14 protein-coding genes are annotated in these 16,671 nt (G+C 71.3%); 3 read left to right on the top strand and 11 right to left on the bottom strand.

The window, feature by feature from the left end; genetic code table 11:
* Positions 1 to 100: 100 nt before the first annotated feature.
* The gene (locus AC4BEG_RS32025; RefSeq protein WP_490703152.1) at positions 101 to 1,738 is read right to left on the bottom strand and encodes an FAD-binding oxidoreductase; all 1,638 of its coding nucleotides are present in this window, start codon (positions 1,736 to 1,738) and stop codon (positions 101 to 103) included.
* Between the two features lie 505 nt (positions 1,739 to 2,243).
* On the opposite strand from AC4BEG_RS32025, the gene AC4BEG_RS32020 reads away from it, so the two are divergent.
* Positions 2,244 to 3,404, top strand: a complete 1,161-nt coding sequence (locus AC4BEG_RS32020) for a sensor histidine kinase (protein ID WP_490703151.1) — start codon at positions 2,244 to 2,246, stop codon at positions 3,402 to 3,404.
* Entirely contained in the window at positions 3,368 to 4,012 is a 645-nt protein-coding gene (locus AC4BEG_RS32015) for a LuxR C-terminal-related transcriptional regulator (RefSeq protein ID WP_490703150.1), read from the top strand. Before AC4BEG_RS32020 ends, AC4BEG_RS32015 begins: the two co-directional genes overlap by 37 nt.
* 51 nt (positions 4,013 to 4,063) lie before the next feature.
* Here the strand turns inward: AC4BEG_RS32015 and AC4BEG_RS32010 are convergent, their stop codons facing one another.
* Complete coding sequence (locus AC4BEG_RS32010) at positions 4,064 to 5,299, bottom strand: dienelactone hydrolase family protein (protein WP_490703149.1); 1,236 nt, start codon at positions 5,297 to 5,299, stop codon at positions 4,064 to 4,066.
* Between the two features lie 91 nt (positions 5,300 to 5,390).
* On the opposite strand from AC4BEG_RS32010, the gene AC4BEG_RS32005 reads away from it, so the two are divergent.
* Positions 5,391 to 6,347: an MsnO8 family LLM class oxidoreductase gene (locus AC4BEG_RS32005; RefSeq protein ID WP_490703148.1), complete on the top strand. Its 957-nt coding sequence runs from the start codon at positions 5,391 to 5,393 to the stop codon at positions 6,345 to 6,347.
* A gap of 7 nt (positions 6,348 to 6,354) precedes the next feature.
* On the opposite strand, the gene AC4BEG_RS32000 is transcribed toward AC4BEG_RS32005, so the two are convergent.
* The 9 genes from AC4BEG_RS32000 to AC4BEG_RS31960 form a co-directional block, all read right to left on the bottom strand.
* Positions 6,355 to 7,545, bottom strand: coding sequence for a M6 family metalloprotease domain-containing protein (locus AC4BEG_RS32000; RefSeq protein ID WP_490703147.1), 1,191 nt, complete (start codon positions 7,543 to 7,545; stop codon positions 6,355 to 6,357).
* 403 nt (positions 7,546 to 7,948) lie between these two features.
* Positions 7,949 to 8,674: a GntR family transcriptional regulator gene (locus tag AC4BEG_RS31995; RefSeq protein ID WP_490707274.1), complete on the bottom strand. Its 726-nt coding sequence runs from the start codon at positions 8,672 to 8,674 to the stop codon at positions 7,949 to 7,951.
* A 62-nt stretch (positions 8,675 to 8,736) separates the two neighbouring features.
* Positions 8,737 to 10,140, bottom strand: coding sequence for an aldehyde dehydrogenase family protein (locus AC4BEG_RS31990; protein ID WP_490703146.1), 1,404 nt, complete (start codon positions 10,138 to 10,140; stop codon positions 8,737 to 8,739).
* Positions 10,137 to 11,141 (bottom strand): proline racemase family protein, encoded by a 1,005-nt coding sequence (locus AC4BEG_RS31985; protein ID WP_490703145.1) that lies wholly within the window; start codon positions 11,139 to 11,141, stop codon positions 10,137 to 10,139. Before AC4BEG_RS31985 ends, AC4BEG_RS31990 begins: the two co-directional genes overlap by 4 nt.
* Positions 11,142 to 11,170: 29 nt before the next feature.
* The gene (locus AC4BEG_RS31980; RefSeq protein WP_490703144.1) at positions 11,171 to 12,079 is read right to left on the bottom strand and encodes a dihydrodipicolinate synthase family protein; all 909 of its coding nucleotides are present in this window, start codon (positions 12,077 to 12,079) and stop codon (positions 11,171 to 11,173) included.
* A gap of 80 nt (positions 12,080 to 12,159) precedes the next feature.
* A complete protein-coding gene (locus AC4BEG_RS31975) occupies positions 12,160 to 13,725 on the bottom strand; it encodes an FAD/NAD(P)-dependent oxidoreductase (protein WP_490703143.1) in 1,566 nt (521 codons plus the stop codon).
* Entirely contained in the window at positions 13,706 to 14,026 is a 321-nt protein-coding gene (locus AC4BEG_RS31970) for a (2Fe-2S)-binding protein (protein ID WP_490703142.1), read from the bottom strand. Before AC4BEG_RS31970 ends, AC4BEG_RS31975 begins: the two co-directional genes overlap by 20 nt.
* A gap of 44 nt (positions 14,027 to 14,070) precedes the next feature.
* A complete protein-coding gene (locus AC4BEG_RS31965; protein ID WP_490703141.1) occupies positions 14,071 to 15,234 on the bottom strand; it encodes an NAD(P)/FAD-dependent oxidoreductase in 1,164 nt (387 codons plus the stop codon).
* Between the two features lie 41 nt (positions 15,235 to 15,275).
* Complete coding sequence (locus tag AC4BEG_RS31960) at positions 15,276 to 16,646, bottom strand: aminopeptidase P family protein (protein ID WP_490703140.1); 1,371 nt, start codon at positions 16,644 to 16,646, stop codon at positions 15,276 to 15,278.
* Between the last annotated feature and the right edge of the window lie 25 nt (positions 16,647 to 16,671).

The following is a 16,671-nucleotide window of genomic DNA, read 5'->3' as shown; positions in this document are numbered from 1 at the left end:
TCATGGCTCAGGGCGTGGCAGGTGGGGGTTGTGTGGTGGGTGGAACCGGCGACGTAACCCTCGACCGACCTGCCGCGCCTTCGGCCGACTCCCGTCGTCGTCATGGCCGACCCCGTTCCGCGTCACTCGGCGGACGGACGGCCAGGGTGTGGCGGAACTCGTCGCGCGGATCCCAGCGGGCCTTGGTCCGCTGCAACCGTGGATAGTGTCCCTTGTAGTAGAGGGTGTGCCAGGCGGTGCCGGAGGTGTTCAGGGCGGTGTCGGCAAGGTCGGTGTCCGGGTAGTTGATGAAGGAGCCGTCGTTCGCCCCGCCCGGTACGGGCACGCCCCCGCTGTCGGCGTACACGGTCCGGTAGAAGTCGCGGACCCACTCCAGCCGTGGGCCGCCGTCCTGCTGGGCTTCCCACTCTGCCACGTAGATCGCCTTGAGGATCGAGTCCCGCTGTGCGACGGCGGTCGCGGCCGCCGGGACGGTATTGACCTTGCCGCCGTAGGAGACCAGCCACAGCGCGCCGTCGAGACCGGCCCCCTCCGTGCCGGACAACCGCTCGTGGATGACGTCGATCTGACGGTCCGTATAACGACGGCGCAGATAGGCCGCCTTGGCCTTGAACGGTGCGGCGGCACTCTCCTGCACGGCTCCGGCGGCCTGCAACCACGGTTGGCTCTCGTACCCGCGCACCGGTTTCGCCGTCACACCGCGCCCCACCGCGGCCAGGTAGTCGTCCAGCAGCCGCTCCGCGCCGCGGCCGCTGGAGTCCAACTGCCCAGCCAGGGTGATGCTTTCCGCCTTGCGGCTTTTGAGCATCAGGACGCTGAACAGGCCGGCGTAGGGCGAGTCCGGCCCGCTGTTGCGCTCGTGCCAGCTTCCGTGGTTGCGCACCAGCCGGGCGAACGAGCGCTGGTCCAGGTCCTGCCAGGGCCATGTGGCGTAGAAGGTCGTCACGGACTCCGGCGGCCGGGGCAGCAACCGCGCGGGATCGTCGCCCTTCGCCGCCGGGTCGCGGAACCAGTAACAGGTGACGATGCCGAAGTTGCCGCCGCCCCCTCCGGTGTGCGCCCACCACAGGTCGTGGTGGGGGTCGGAGGGCTCGCGCGTGGCCACCACACTGCGCACCTCGCCGGACGCGTCCACCACCACGACCTCGACGGCGTACAGGTGGTCCACGGACAGCCCATGCCGGCGCGACAGCGTCCCGTATCCGCCGCCGAGGATGTGCCCTCCCACCCCGACCTCGGGGGTCGCGCCCGCCGGGACGGTCACGCCCCAGCCGAGGAACAGCTTGCGGTACACCTCCCCGAGCAGAGCGCCCGGCTGGACCGCGAACGCCCTGCGGCGGGCGTCGTAGGAGACGGATGCCATAGGGGACAGGTCGATGAGGGCCTTCACCGCCGGGTCATCGACGAAGTCTTCGAAGCAGTGCCCGCCACTGCGCACGGCGATGCGCTTGCCCTCCCGCACCGCCTGCCGCACCGCGCTGACGACCTCGTCGGTGGAGCTCACCACACGTACGTAGTCGGGCCGTCCGACGAAGCGGGCGTTCCAGCCGCGGTGCGTCAGGGACCGGTAGCGCGGATCGCCGGGCGCGACCGTGATCGAGCCCGGTGGCGACGCCGCGCTGCCTCGGGGCGACGCGGCCACCTCTTGAGCCGTCAAGCCCTGGGACACCAGCCCGGTGGCCGCCCCGCCGAGCGCCACCGCCCCCGCCAGAACACCTCGCCGCGTCACTTCTGCCATGGTCCACTCCCGTCGACGCCGGATGCCGGGACGATCCCGCCCCGTCCTCAGAATCATCGGGAAACCGGTGCGACGGGACATCGTCCTTGATGACCAACAGCCCTCTCCATCAAAGGATTGAGCGGTGCCATCCCACAGGAGGTGGCCCCGGAGCTCCGGCCGCCCCTGCATGGACAAAAAGGTCTACAACGGTGCCGGGTGGTCGCGAGGAACATGGCGGTGGGCTCACCACTCGCAAAGAGGCGGGTTTTTACCACCGACTTCTCTCCCCGGACCGCCTCACAATGACTGCGTGGACCGCATCGCACATGTCCTCCACAGCATGGGAAGCAGAAGGGCACAGGTTCAGATGGCCAGCACACGACAGTCCGGGGAAAGCCGACCGCCGACCGCAGATCAGGGGTTCTCGGCGTCCCGGGGGCTGACGGCGTTGAAGCGTTGCGCCGTTCTTTGGTGGCTGTCGTTGCGGTCGTTCTGGCTGTCGCTGTGGATGGTGACGGTGTCCATGCTCCTGAGCAGCCGGCCGGGGACCGGATTGCTGCCGAGTACGGTGCGGATGATCCGCGGACTGGCCGACCGGCAGCGGCACTTGGCGAAGGAGTGGTCGGGCATCGAGATCCCGGCCGTGTACGAGGACCTGCCGCCCGGCAACCACGGCGTCGCCCTCCGGTCCCAGCTGCTCGCCAGGAACAATCAGATCTGGCGCGACTGGCGGTGGGCGACCCTCGACCCCATCGTCGGCCCCCTCATCGCCATCGGCCCCTTCGCGCTGGTCCTCAGTGGGTTCTGGGGGCTTCTGACGGCGGTCTTCGGAGCCGAACTCTCCCAGGAGTGGGGCAGCATCTGGTTCCTGTTCATCCCGGTCCAGAACGTGCCCACCGCCGTCCTGGCCGGAGTGCTGGGTGTGCTGATGTTCCCCCTCGCGCTGTGGACCGCGCCGCGCTCGGTGCACTGGCACTCCCGTTACCTCCGCGCCATGCTCGCGCCGAGCGAGAGCGAGCTGATGGCGCACCGCATCGAGCATCTGACCACCACCCGCTCCGACGCCGTGGACACCCAGATGGCGGAGCTCCGCCGTATCGAGCGCGACCTGCACGACGGCGCCCAGGCTCGCCTGGTGGCGATGGGCATGACCCTGGACGCCGCCGAACGCCTGCTGGAAACCAACCCCGAGGCCGTACGCACACTGCTCGCCGAGGCCCGGCAATCCTCGTCCAAGGCGCTGGAGGAACTGCGCGACCTGGTGCGCGGCATCCATCCGCCCATCCTCGCGGATCGTGGACTGGCCGATGCCGTACGCTCATTGGCGCTGACCTGCCCGATCAAGAGTGAGGTGGCGATCGACCTGCCGAGTCGGCCCGAACCACCACTGGAGTCCGCCGCGTACTTCGCGGTCTCGGAGATCCTGACCAACGCCAGCAAGCACTCCGGTGCCGAGCGGGTCTGGATCGACGTGCGCCACGACACCGGACTGCTGCGCATCAGCATCACCGACGACGGACGCGGCGGTGCCGACGCGTCCGGTGGCTCCGGACTCCGCGGCATCGAACGCCGACTCGCCACCTTCGACGGGGTGCTCGCCGTGAGCAGCCCGCTGGGCGGCCCCACGATCGTGACCATGGAGCTGCCGTGCGCGTTGTCCTCGCGGAAGACCACTTTCTCCTGAGGGATGGACTGAGCCGACTGCTCGAGGCATTCCAGCACGAGGTTGTCGCGACGGTCGACAACGGCCCGGAGCTGCTCTCCGCGCTCATCGATGTGGTCCCGGACGTGGCGATCGTCGATGTGCGGCTGCCACCGACCTTCAGCGACGAGGGGCTGCGGGCTTCCGTGGAAGCCCGCAGCCGTATACCGGGCCTGCCCATTCTGCTGCTGTCCCAGTACGTCGAGCCGCTCTACGCCCATGAGTTGCTGTCCACGGGTTCGGACGGGGTCGGCTACGTCCTCAAGGACCGGGTCACCAACGGAACCCAGTTCATGAGCACCATCCAACGGGTGGCCGAGGGCGGCACCGCCATGGACCCCGAGGTGGTCTCCCAGCTCCTCATCCGCAAGGACCGTGACGCGCACATGGGCAGCCTCACCCAGCGGGAGCGTGAAGTGCTGGAGTGTGTGGCTCAGGGGCGCTCCAACGCGGGTATCGCGGAAGCCCTGTTCATCACGGAGAAGGCTGTCGCCAAGCACATCGGCAACATCTTCAGCAAGCTGGGGATGGCTCCCTCCGACACCGACAACCGCCGTGTCCTGGCGGTCCTCGCCTACCTGGATCGCTGATGTGCCCTTCGAGGTCGCGCTCCTCGCGTTCGAGCGTGCGCGAGTGTCCGGTCAGAGGTCAGGCTTGCCGCCCTTGTCGATGGGGAGGCCCGCCGGGATCTTGGGCAACAGCCGCTGTCGGCTGCTGACCTCGGGGATCCGCTGCGGATCGGTGTAGGTCTGGCGGCCCGCTGGGCGGAAGGTGATGTCCGGTCCGGTCCGGCGCAGGTTGCGACCGGTGGGAGTGGGCCCGGCCACGGCGGGGAGCCGGTAGGTGGTGGCCTTGTGCACTGCCTGATCCATGAAGGCGGCGGTCAGCTGGGCGACCTGGTCGCGTGCGGCGCCCGGTTCGGCCACCTTCGAGGCGCGGCAGTCACCGACGCTGCCGTTCTTCCGTGTCGGGTCGAGGTTGGTGTTGACCATGGCGTGGCCGGTGCCCGCCAGTCGCACATCGGCGGCAACCTTGGTCGAGCCGGACCGGGCCAGGTCCTTCATCTTCTCCAGGCCGGCGGTGGGTCCGGTGTCCTCATCGCAGGCGCCGCGGATGTTGAGGACCGGGACCTTGTGCGGCGGCTTCTCCGCCTCTTCGGCGGGCTCGATGGCCACGGCCCCGAACAGGCCCGTGCGCTTGCCAGCCGTCTTGCCCAGCACGTAACCACCGCCACGGCTGTGCCCGACCAGACCGACTCGTGAGGTGTCGATCCGGCCCTTGACACCCTTGATGTCCAGGCCGTGGTCGATGCCCTTGTTCAGGTCGGAGAGCAGCTTCAGATGGGCGTCGATCAGCTGTGTGTACCCCTTGGTGGAGTTGGCCTCCCCCGACCACCAGTACTCCGCGCTCACCACGTCGATGGAGACGGCTGCGAAGCCCTTGCGGGTCAGCGCCTGCACGACATGCGACAGTCCCGTGTCGTAGCGCACATAGCCCGGCCCGACGCCCGGCAGCTCCTCACCCTCGGCGGCACAGACCAGGGGCCAGGTGGTCTTCACCGCACGGGGTGCCACACCGTCGTCGGCCCTGTCGGGCGTCCGGACGCAGTTGGGGTGCGTGCCGTGCAGGACAACAACCACCGGATGAGGGCCTTTGCCCTTCGGCATGCCCAGGACGCCGTGCACCTGGGTGGGGTTCAGCCCGGACTCGCCGCTGGTGTTCTTGATGACACCGGGGGCGAGCCGGTACCGGTTCAGCGAAGCCGTGTCATGGGTATCGCCGCCGCGGTCGGAGACCGTGCTCTCACTGCCGGACGCCTGGAAGCCTCCGGCGGCGAAGGTCACGCCCACCGCGGCAGCGGTGGAAATGAGGCCCATCGATATTGCTTTTGTTCGTCTCATGCCCCGGAAGATGCGGAACCTTGGGTTCACGTTCCGCCGTCCGCACTCGTCGCCTAATCTCGACGATGTGATCGATCTGCCGCTCTCCGCCCTGGAAGTCGCCATCGTCGAAGCCGGCGCCTCGGCCGGGGACGCCCTGCGCAACTGCACCCGCGTCGCCGCCCATCTCGACCGGCTCGGCTACCAGCGGCTGTGGTTCGCCGAGCACCACCACTCCCCCGCGATCGGGGCGTTCCCGCCACCGATCATGACGTCGCACATCGCGTCCGCGACGACGGATCTGCGGGTCGGCTCGGGTGGAGTGATGGCGCCCAACCACGCACCGGTCACCATCGCCGAACAGTTCGCCACGCTGGCCGCACTGCACCCCGGACGCGTCGACCTCGGTCTCGGCCGTGGGCCCGGCACGTTCCATGAGGGCACGGCTCGCGCGCTGCGCAGGGGTGCGCCTCCGGCGAGCGACGACGAGTACCGGCGCGATGTCGAGGAGACGTTGGAGTTCCTTCTCGAGGTGGAGTTCGGGGAGCTGCCCGAGCCATGGGTGCTCGTGTCCAGCGAGGCGGGGGCATCGCTCGCCGCGGCGCTCGGCCTGCCGGTCGCGCTCGCCCACCACATCCGGCCGGAGAACACGCTGAGTGCGGCCGAACGCTATCGGAGCCAGTTCACACCGTCGCGGTGGTGTGCGGCCCCGCGCATTCTGGTGTGCGTGGAGACGGTGTGCGCCGACACCGAGGAGCGAGCGGCCGAGCTGACGCGGCCCATGGCCGTGGTGAAGGCGGACCTGTTGCAGGGGCGCAGCGAGGCTCCGTTCCCGAGCGTCGAGGAGGCCGCGCGCCATCGGTTCAGCACCCGCGAGCAGCAGGCCCTGGACGCGTTCGGCTCCCAACAGGCGTATGGCACACCGGATGTGGTGAGCAAGCAGCTTCAACGGATCGCGGACGAGACCCAGGCCGACGAGCTGATGCTCGTGACTCCGGTCTTTGGGCTCGAAGACCGGATGAGGTCGTTCGAACTGCTGCGGTAGCCGCCCGTCACTCCTTGCTGAGCCGCACCGTGTCCCCGGAGGAATCGCCCGTGCCGACGGTGATCCGGACACCGGTGGCCGGATCGGTGAAGGACTTTCCGGGTGCGAGCGCGGCCAGGTCCAGGGGGCCGCAGCCGCTCGGCGGCGTGGTGTCCGGGTTGGCGTTGATGACCCGGACGGGGCCGTCACCGGTCCGGGTCGCGGAGTCGACCTTGTAGATCAGTACCCCGGTGGAGCAGGCCGTACGGTCGTTGAGCTCGGCTCTGCGGGACTCCGCCACGTATGCCGTCGTCTCACCGGTGCGGATCACGGCGATCTTGGTGCCTCCGGGGCGCTCCACCGGTGTGAGCCGCACGGTCCGGGTGCCGCTCGAGGCGAGGCAGGCCACCTGGCTGTCGCGTATCCAGCCGAGTTTCCAGGAGTGCCAGCCGAGGTATTGCGGGGCGCGGCCGGCGATGTCGCCCATGAGGTCCCAGCCGTTCGTATAGCGGTGGGTCTCGCCGGTGAAGGCGTACAGGTCGGGCAGCCCGAAGGTGTGGCCGGTCTCATGGTCGGCGACCTTGTGGCCCCAGCGCCACATGTCCTGGCCGAAGGTGACGGCCCACTTCACACGGGAGCCGTCGGCGGTCACGCCGGGGGTGGCCGGATCGTAGAGGTAGGTCGGGGAGAAGGAGATCGCGCGCGCCGCCTTGGCCGGGACGAGGTAGACCATGTCGTAGTGGGAGAAGTCCACGAACGGGTCGGCCGCCGTCACGGCGTCGCGCAGGTAGCGCTCGTGGGCCTCGAAGGTGATGCCCCGGTCGAAACCGTAGGACGTGGCGGTGGACGGCATACGGACCCACCGGCGGTACGGCGTGGCGATGTCGAGCCGCGAGCGGCCGTAGGAGGCGGTGCGCATCCAGTCGGCGGCGGGTGCCAGGTGGGCGGCGTAGGCGTCGGTGGAGTCGGTGGCCGGAGCGTCGGGAAAGTCCACGAACAGGGTCAGCACACGGTGGGTACCGGTGGAGCGCTGGAACTGGACGTGGTCGGTGTCATGGCCCTCGTCGGTCCAGCCGGTTCTGCCCGGCAGCGCGCAGTCGGCCGCGGTGGACGGCGCATCGGCCGCCGGCTCCTGTGCTGTCGCCGTGGCGGTGGTCAGGCAGGTGGTGAGGACGGCGGCCACGGCCAGGGGGCGAGGGCGGAGCGGAAGGGTACGCATGTCTGTCCTTCGTCGGTTTCACGTGGTGGTACAGCAGCCAGGGCAGCTCGTCATCGGCGCGGCCCGGGTCGGCGACTTCCCGGGCGAAGATCTGGAGGGTGGGGCCGCCGGGGTCTGTGTGGTCCAGTGGGACGGTGAAGAAGTGGTCGAAGGTCGCGTATGCGGGGTTCATGGCGCTCTTTCCCGGACCCGCGCGGCCGGGGCGGCGGGCGGGTGGGGGGAGGGCGGCGGTGTGCCGGGGGAAGTGTGGGGGTGAGGTACCGCCCAGTGTGGGACGGCCCGATCCGCCCGCGGCAGCTCCCGCTTGGCCATAACCCCGCGTTATGCGAGCGGGCACACATGAGGGCGGGGTGCGTCCGCACCCCGCCCTCACACACGTTCTCCGATGGTCCCTCCAGCGGGCTCAGCCAGTCGCGCCCAGCCGCCTCCTGGCCACCCGCTTGGTGGGCTTCTTCGCCTCCTCCTGGGCACCCTGGGCCCACAGCGAGCGCACATGGCCGAGGTGGCGGGCCATGCACTGCTCGGCGGCCTCCGCGTCCCCCGCCACCATCAGGTCGAGAAGTTCGATGTGCTCCTCGGCCGACGGGATCAGCTGGTCCCGCTCGTCCAGCGCGGTCAGTCCGTACAGGCGTGAACGCTTGCGCAGATCGCCGACGGTCTCGACGAGCCGGTCGTTGCCGGTGAGGGCGAGCAGCGAGAGATGGAAGCGGCGGTCGGCCTCCAGATAGCCGATGAGGTCGTGCTCACGAGCGGCGTGCACGATCTCATCGGCGACCGGGCGCAGCGCTTCCAGGTCTTCGCGGGCGGCTTCGCGGGTGATCCGGCCGATCATGGGGACCTCGATCAGGGTGCGGATCTCGGTGTACTGGTCGAGGTCGTGTTCATTGACCTCGGTGACCCGGAAGCCCTTGTTGCGGACCGGCTCGACGAGGCCCTCGCGGGCCAGGTCGAGCATCGCCTCGCGCACCGGTGTCGCGGAGATGCCGAAGTCCTCCGCGAGACCGGGCGCCGAGTACACCTCGCCGGGGTGCAGTTCGCCGGAGATCAGCGCGGCCCGCAGGGCGTGGGCAACCTGGTCGCGCAGCCGCTCCCTGGTGGTGATGAGGTTGCGCTGCTGGAGGTGGCCCATGGTGGTGATGATCCCTTCGTGACCTGTTCCCTCGTGGCCGAGCGGATCACCAGCGTACAATGTCACGTTGTTTTCGCAGGTGCCGGTGGGTGTGCGGGGGCCAGTGTGTAGGTGCGGTCGGAGGTGTAGAAGGCCAGGGCCGCGTGTCCCTGTTCGCGCGGACCGTCGCTGGATGCCTTGGCTCCGCCGAAGGGCACATGGAAGTCGACCCCGGTGGACGGGGCGTTGACGCGGATCATGCCGGTGTCGAGGTGGTCGAGCCCGTGCAGTGCCGTGTCGAACGAGGTGGTGTGCACCGACGTGACCAGGCCGTATGCGACGGAGTTGGTGATCCGGACGGCCTGGGCCAGATCGTCGGCGGGCAGCAGCGCCGCCAGCGGTCCGAAGACCTCCTCACGCAGCAGCCGGTGGCCGGGCGGCACCTTCTCGACCAGGGTCGGCGCCGTGTACCAGCCGTCCGCACCCTTGGGGACGACGGCGCCCGCGACCACGGAGAGGCCCTCCCCCGCCTGGGTCACCCGGTCCCGGGCCCGCTCGTCGATCACCGGTCCGCACACCGTGGCGGGGTCGGCCGGGTCGCCCACGGGGAGCGCTCGCAGGGCCTCGGCGAGGGCCTCGCGCAGCGGGTCGAGGGCGGCGCCGACCGCGATCACACGGCTGGTGGCGGTGCACTTCTGCCCCGCGTATCCGGCGATCGCGGCGGCGATGTGCGCCGCGGCCCGGGGGATGTCCGCGTCGGGCAGCACGATCGCCGCGTTCAGCCCGCCCATCTCGGCCTGCACGGGGATGCCCCGTGCGGTGGCGGTGCGGACGACCACCTGGCCCACGGACGTGGAGCCGGTGAAGGAGACCACGTCGGCGGCGGAGACGACGGCGTTGCCCTCGACGGGTCCGCCGGGCAGTACGGTGAAGACCTCGGCGGGCAGGGCTCGATGGACGATCTCGGCCAGGCGCTGGGCGCACGCGGTGGCTTCCGGCGCCGGCTTCAGCACGACGGTGTTGCCCGTGGCGAGCGCCGGGGCCGCCTTCCAGCTGGGGATCGCGAAGGGGAAGTTCCACGGGGTGATGAGGCCCGCGACGCCGTGCGGGCGGCGGCGGGTCAGCAGCAACCCCGCACCCTCGGCCGTCTCGTGGACCGCGCCGGTGGACCCGAAGGCGGCCTGGGCGTAGTAGCGCCAGATCGCGGCGGTGCGGGTCACTTCGGCGCGTGCTTCGGTGAGCGGCTTACCCACCTCGCGTACGGCGAGGGCGGCCAGTTCGTCCGCGCCGGACTCGATGGCGGCGGCGACGGCGCTCAGCGCGGCCGAGCGGGCGGCGGCGCCGCTCAGGAGCCAGCGGGGCTGGGCGGCACGGGCCCGCTCCACGGCATCGACGGCGGCGAAGGCCCCCGGGGCGCGGGTCCGCACCAGGACATCGGCGGGGTCTGCCGGGTTGTGCGAGACAACCGGGGCGAGGACGGTGGTCACAGGAGGAAACCTCCGGGGAAGGGGTCGTCCGGGTCGAGGAAGTACTGCGCGGTGCCGGTGATCCAGGCACGTCCCGTGATGCGCGGAACGACGGAGGGCACCCCGCCGACCTCGGTCTCCGCCACCAGACGGCCGGTGAACTCGGTGCCGATGAAGGACTCGTTGACGAAGTCCTGGTGCAGCGGCAGCATCCCGCGGGCGTGCAGCTGCGCCATACGCGCGGAGGTGCCGGTGCCGCACGGGGAGCGGTCGAACCAGCCCGGGTGGATGGCCATGGCGTGGCGTGAGCGGTGCGCGTCGGAGCCGGGCGCGGCGAGGTAGACATGCTTGACCCCGGCGATCTCGGGCTGCTGCGGATGGACGGGGCGCTCCGGGGAGGCGTTGATCGCGTCCATGACGGCGAGCCCTGCCGCCAGCAGCTCGTCCTTGCGGGACCGGTCGAACGGCAGCCCCAGAGTGTCCAGTTCGACGAAGGCATAGAAGTTGCCCCCGAAGGCGAGGTCGTATCTCACCGTCCCGTATCCCGGCACGTCCACCTTCTGTTCGAGGCCGACGCAGAAGGCGGGGACGTTGGTGAGCGTGACCGATTTCGCCGCCCCGTCCTCGACGTGCACATCGACGGAGACAAGCCCGGCCGGGGTGTCGAGGCGGATGGGGGTGACCGGTTCGGTGACCGGGACCATACCGGTCTCGACGAGCACGGTGGCCACGCCGATGGTGCCGTGCCCGCACATCGGCAGCAGACCGGACACCTCGATGTACAGCACCCCGACATCGGCGTCGGGACGGGTCGGTGGCTGGAGGATCGCGCCGCTCATGGAAGCGTGGCCACGCGGCTCGTACATCAGGAGCGTGCGCAGGTGGTCCAGGTGCTCGATGAAGTGGAGCCTGCGCTCGGCCATGGTGGCGCCGGGGATCACCCCGACACCTCCGGTGATCACCCGGGTGGGCATGCCCTCGGTGTGTGAGTCGACGGCGTGGAAGACATGACGGGTACGCACGAACGTCCCTTCGTTGAGCCCGCTTGCGGTCAGTGGTGGCCGTCGGCGACGGCCTTCTCGGTCGCCGCGCGCACCATGCTCTCGATCGCGGCGGGCAGCGGCAGCCGCGGCGGGCGGGTGGGACCGCCCCGGCGTCCGACGAGATCCATGGACACCTTGATGGCCTGCACGAACTCGGTCTTGGAGTCCCAGCGCAGCAGCGAGTGCAGCGACCTGTAGAGCGGCAGTGCGGTGCCGAGGTCCCCGGCGACCGCGGCGTGGTACAGCTCGGCGCAGGTGGCGGGGAAGGCGTTCGGGTAGCCGGCGATCCAGCCGACCGCCCCGGCGAGGGCCAGCTCCAGCAGGACGTCGTCCGCGCCGATCAGGAGGTCGAGGTCCGGGGCGAGTTCGGCGATCTCGTAGGCCCTGCGCACATCGCCGCTGAACTCCTTGACGGCGACGATGCTGCCGTCGCCGTGGAGCCTGGCGAGGAGAGCGGGGGTGAGGTCGACCTTGGTGTCGATGGGGTTGTTGTAGCCCACGACGGGCAGCCCCGCCCGCGCGGCCTCCGCGAAGTGGGCGCGCACCGCGCGGTCGTCCGCGCGGTAGGAGTTCGGCGGGAGCAGCAGGACGCTGCCGCAGCCTTCCTCGGCGGCCTGTTCGGCCAGGCGACGGGAGTCCGCGCTGCCATAGGCGGAGACCCCGGGCATCACGCGCGCGCCGTCACCCGCGGCCTCGACCGCGGTGCGCACCACGCGGGCGCGCTCATCGTCGGTGAGCGTCTGGTACTCGCCCAGGGAGCCGTTGGGTACGACCCCGTCGCAGCCGTTGTCGATGAGCCAGTGGACGTGTTCGGCGTAGGCGTCGTAGTCGATGGAAAGGTCCTCGCGCAGAGGAAGCGCGGTGGCGACCATGATGCCGCGCCAGGGGCGGTCGGCGTTCCAGATGGTGGCATTCATGAAGAAGCTCCTTGTGTGGTGTGTGACATTTTATTGAGCCGTGTGCCGAGCCCACAAGAGGAGCAGGCGGCCGGGGCTCGTCAGGAGATCTGCTCATCGGCGGCCTCCGGACCGGCGGCATCGGGCCGCCCGGTCGGATCGGTGGATGCCTGGGGGACGGTGGGCCCGGCACCCGCGTCGTCCGGATCGAGCGCGCCCAGCACCCCCAGCGGCACGGGCACCGCGAGTGGCCGGCGCTCGGCGGACGGCCGCACGGACGAGCCGCCCGGCCCCGCCGCGAGGCAGGCCACGGCCGCCCCGCACACCCGGCCCTGGCACCAGCCCATACCCGCTCGGGTGAGGAGTTTGACGGTGCGCGCGTCATGGGCGCCGTAGTCGGCGACCGCCTCGCGGATGGCACCGGCGGTCACCTCCTCGCAGCGGCACACCTCCGTCGTGTCGTCGGGCCACCGCACCCAGCCCGGCCCCGGGGCGTGCGCCGCGGCCATGACGTCGGCGAAGGCCCGCATCCGGTCACGGCGGCGCTGGAGCTTGCGCACGCGGCCGTCGCGGGTGAGCGCGGGCTGCCCGGACACCCGGGCGGCGACCGCGATACCCGCGATATCACCTTCCGCGCGGGCGAGTTGCGCGCCGCCGACGCCGCCGGTCTCGCCCGCCGCCCAGAGGCCGGGTACCGAAGTTTCCTGCAATCCGTCCAGCACCAGGGCATACGCTCCGTCCGGGGTGCGCCGAGTCGCGCACCCCAGCGCCGTGGCCAGCTCGGTCTGCGGGACAAGACCGTGTCCGACCGCCAGCGCGTCGCAGGCGATCCGGCGGCCCGCCCCCGGTACGGGCCGCCAGTCGCGGTCGACGCGGGAGACGGTGACCGCCTCCACCCGGTCGCTGCCGTGCACCGCGGTCACCGCGCTGCGCGTGCGCAGCCGCACGCCGTGTCGCAGCAGCGCCGCGCCGTGGACCAGGGCCTCGACCAGCTTCTGCGGATTGGCGGCGAGGACGCCCGGACGGCGGGCGTAGCCGAGATAGCCGGACGCCTCCACCACCGCGGGGACCTGCGCTCCGGCGGTGGCGAGCGACGAGGCGACGGCGAGGAGCAGCGGGCCGCTGCCCGCCACGACGACGCGTCTGCCGGGCAGGACCAGGCCGGACTTCATCATCGCCTGCGCTCCCCCGGCGCCCACGACGCCCGGCAGCGTCCAGCCGGGGAAGGGGAGATGGCGTTCGTACGCGCCGGTCGCGAGCAGAACCGCGCGGGCGCGCACGCGGACCGGACGGTCCCCGTCGCCGTCCGCGCCGGTGACCGCGTGCACCGCCCACCCGGTGTCCCCCTCGCTCCCCCGCGTCACCGCCCACACATGGTGCCCGGCGAGATGGACGACGTCGCTGGCCTCCAGGCGTCCGCGCAGGTCGGCGAAGGCGGACCAGTCGTGGTGCAGGGCCTCGGGGCGCTTCGCGCCGAGCGCCGGGGCGGGGCGGCGGTAGAACTGTCCGCCGGTCTGGCCGGCGGTGTCCAACAGGGCGACGGACAGCCCCAGTTCGGACGCGGTGACGGCGCCCGCCAGGCCCGCGCAGCCCGCGCCGATCACCGCGAGGTCGTACGGCGCCTCGTACGCGCCGTCGGTCACCTCGTCAGACGGCGAGTCCGGCATGACCGTCTCCTTCCTGGGTGGTGATGGTGTCGCCGGGGCGGGCGGGCACCAGGCAGGCTCGTCTGTTGGGCTGATCGTTGATCACGACGAGGCAGTCGTAGCACTGGCCGATGCCGCAGAAGGCGCCGCGCGCCCGACCGCCGCGGCGGGTGGTGCGCCAGGCGACGATGCCGGCCGACCAGAGAGCGGCGGCCACGGACTGTCCGGGCAGCGCGGGCAGCGCGCGCCCGTCGAAGGTGATCTCGAACGCGGCCTCGGTCGCCGCGCCCGCGAGTTCGGCGGGGGTGCGGTCACGCGCCATGGCGCGGCTCCTTCCAGAGGGAGAACGTTCGGGGGCCGGTTTCGTCATGCGCCATCGAACCGCTCCGGCCGGAACGGCCCGATGTCCAGCGGGAGTTCTTCCCCGGACAGAATCCGGGCGACGATCAGGCCCGTGGCCGGGGCGAGCCCGATGCCCGCACCCTCGTGACCGCAGGCGTGCAGCAGTCCTGGAACGCGCGGGTCCGGGCCGATCGCGGGCAGATGGTCGGGCAGATACGGGCGGAATCCCGCGTAGGTCCGCATCGCCCGGATCCGCGCGAGCACCGGAAACAGGCGGGTGGCCTGGGCCGCGAGGCGGCGCAGCACCTCCACCGAGAGTGTGCGGTCGAAGCCGACCCGTTCCCGGCTCGCGCCGATCAGGACCGGGCCCGCCGGGGTGCCCTCGACCACGGCGGAGGTCTGCAACGCCGCCGAGCCGCTGGCGACATCGGCGACATAGTCGGCCGCGTACACCTTGCGCCGCACCACCCGCGGCAGTGGTTCGGTGACGAGGACGAAGCCGCGCCGGGGCAGTACCGGCAGGTCCACGCCCGCGAGCCGGGCCACCTCGCCGCCCCAGACCCCGGCCGCGTTCACCACATACGGGGCGTGCAGCTCACCGCCCGCCGTCCGCACACCCCGCACCTCGCGGTTGGCGCCCGCCAGGACTCCGGTGACCGCCTCGCCGAGCCGCAGCCGCACCCGGCCGGGGCCCTGCTCGTCCGCGGCCCGCAGCAGATGCGCCGCCGCGAGGGCGGGCTGCACCTGGGCGTCCTGCGGATAGTGAAAGCCGCCCGCCAGGTCCGGGGCCAGGTGGGGCTCCAGATCGCGGAGTCGGTCGCCCGTGACCTCCTCGGTCGTCACCCCCGCCCGCTCCTGGCGGGTGGCGAAGTCCCGCAGGGCCGCCATGCCCGCCTCGTCGGAGGCGACGACCAGGCCGCCCTTCGTCTCGTACTCGATGTGGGGCGGCAGCGCGCCGGACAACGCTTCCCACAACCGCGTGGACAGCAGGGCGAGCTCGAGCTCGGGTCCCGGCTCCTTGTCGGACACCAGCAGATTGCCTTCACCGGCTCCCGTGGTCCCGCCGGCGACGGGGCCACGGTCGAGCACGGTGACGGAGAGGCCGGACCGGGCCGCGTAGTAGGCGCACGCGGCGCCGACCACACCCGCTCCGACGACGATGAGATCCGGAGAGCTTCTCGTGGGCACGGCAGTAATATTTCACATTGCACTGCCATTTGCCAAGAGGCTCAGCCCTCCATCAGCCCACCCATCCACGACTCGATCGCGTCCGGGGTACGCGGCAGGGCCCCCGACATCAGCCGCGCCCCCTCGGCGGTGATGACGAGGTCGTCCTCGATACGCACGCCGATGCCGCGCAGCTCGGCCGGGAGCGTCTCGTCGTCCGGCTGAAGGTAGAGGCCGGGCTCGACCGTCAGCACCTGACCCTCCTCCAGCACCCCGTCCAGATAGGTCTCCACCCGCGCCTGCGCACAGTCATGGACGTCGAGCCCGAGCATGTGCCCGCTGCTGCACAGGGTGTAGCGGCGGTGGAGATCACCCTCCGGGCTCTTGAGCACACCCCACTCCGTGAGCCCCTCGGCGATCACCTTCATCGCGGCCCGGTGGAAGTCGCGGAAACACACCCCCGGCCTGAGCGCCGCAATCCCCGCCTCCTGGGCGGCGAGCACGAGGTCGTACACCTGCCGCTGCACCGGCGAGAAGCGGCCGGAGAGGGGGAGGGTGCGCGTGATGTCGGCGGTGTAGAGGCTGTCCGTCTCCACACCCGCGTCCAGGAGCAGCAACTGCCGCGCGTCCAGCGGGCCGTCGTTGCGGATCCAGTGCAGGACGCAGGCGTGGGCGCCGGACGCCACGATGGTCTCGTAGCCGGTGCCGTTGCCCTCGGCGCGGGCACGCAGGCCGAACACGCCCTCGATCCAGCGCTCGCCGCGCGGGTGGGCGAGGGCACGCGGCAGAGCGCGTACGACATCTTCGAAACCGGCGGCGGTGTGGTCCACGGCGTGTTGCAGCTGCCCCACCTCCCAGGTGTCCTTGATGAGCCTCAATTCGCTGAGTGCGGAAGTGAGTTCCGCGTCGGCCGTGGCGTCGCGGCCGGGCGGCAGCTCCCCGCAGGTGTCGAGGTGGGCGCAGCGGATGCCGGTCATCCGCTCGGCCTCGGCCAGGTCGGGACGCCGGCCGACCCAGAACTCGCCGTAGCGCCGGTCCCGGTAGAAGCCGCCCTCGGTGCGCGGCGAGCGGGGCCGTACGTACAGCACGGCCTCATGCCGGTGGGGTCCGTCGGGCTCCAGGACCAGGACGTGCCCGGCCTGCTCCTCGCCGGTCAGACCGGTGAGCCAGACATACGCGCTGTGCGGCCGGAAGCGGTGGTCGCAGTCGTTGGAGCGGACCCTCAGCTCGCCCGCGGGGACGATCAGCCGCTCACCGGGGAAGCGGGCGGACAGCCGGGCCCGGCGGGCGGGGGTGACGTCGGCGGCGGACAGCCGGATGTCCGCGGGCAGCGGGGTCGCCGCCCAGTCGCGCGCCATGAACTCCTCGAACTCCGCCGAGACGGGCAGATCATGACTGACCGTGCGGGGTGCGGCGGACACGGATTCCTTCACGCTTTCCTCCTCGATCTCCTGGTGC

This window comes from Streptomyces sp. JLBJ103 (assembly GCF_058215575.1).
This window is presented reverse-complemented; position numbering and strand designations above follow the sequence as displayed.

Bases quoted from the DNA above. Each gene is read 5' to 3' on its own strand.
- AC4BEG_RS32025 (WP_490703152.1), bottom strand. From the start codon at position 1,738: ATGGCAGAAGTGACGCGGCGAGGTGTTCTGGCGGGGGCGGTGGCGCTC.
- AC4BEG_RS32020 (WP_490703151.1), top strand. From the start codon at position 2,244: ATGCTCCTGAGCAGCCGGCCGGGGACCGGATTGCTGCCGAGTACGGTG.
- AC4BEG_RS32010 (WP_490703149.1), bottom strand. From the start codon at position 5,299: ATGGGCCTCATTTCCACCGCTGCCGCGGTGGGCGTGACCTTCGCCGCC.
- AC4BEG_RS32000 (WP_490703147.1), bottom strand. From the start codon at position 7,545: ATGCGTACCCTTCCGCTCCGCCCTCGCCCCCTGGCCGTGGCCGCCGTC.
- AC4BEG_RS31995 (WP_490707274.1), bottom strand. From the start codon at position 8,674: ATGGGCCACCTCCAGCAGCGCAACCTCATCACCACCAGGGAGCGGCTG.
- AC4BEG_RS31980 (WP_490703144.1), bottom strand. From the start codon at position 12,079: ATGAATGCCACCATCTGGAACGCCGACCGCCCCTGGCGCGGCATCATG.
- AC4BEG_RS31975 (WP_490703143.1), bottom strand. From the start codon at position 13,725: ATGCCGGACTCGCCGTCTGACGAGGTGACCGACGGCGCGTACGAGGCG.
- AC4BEG_RS31970 (WP_490703142.1), bottom strand. From the start codon at position 14,026: ATGGCGCGTGACCGCACCCCCGCCGAACTCGCGGGCGCGGCGACCGAG.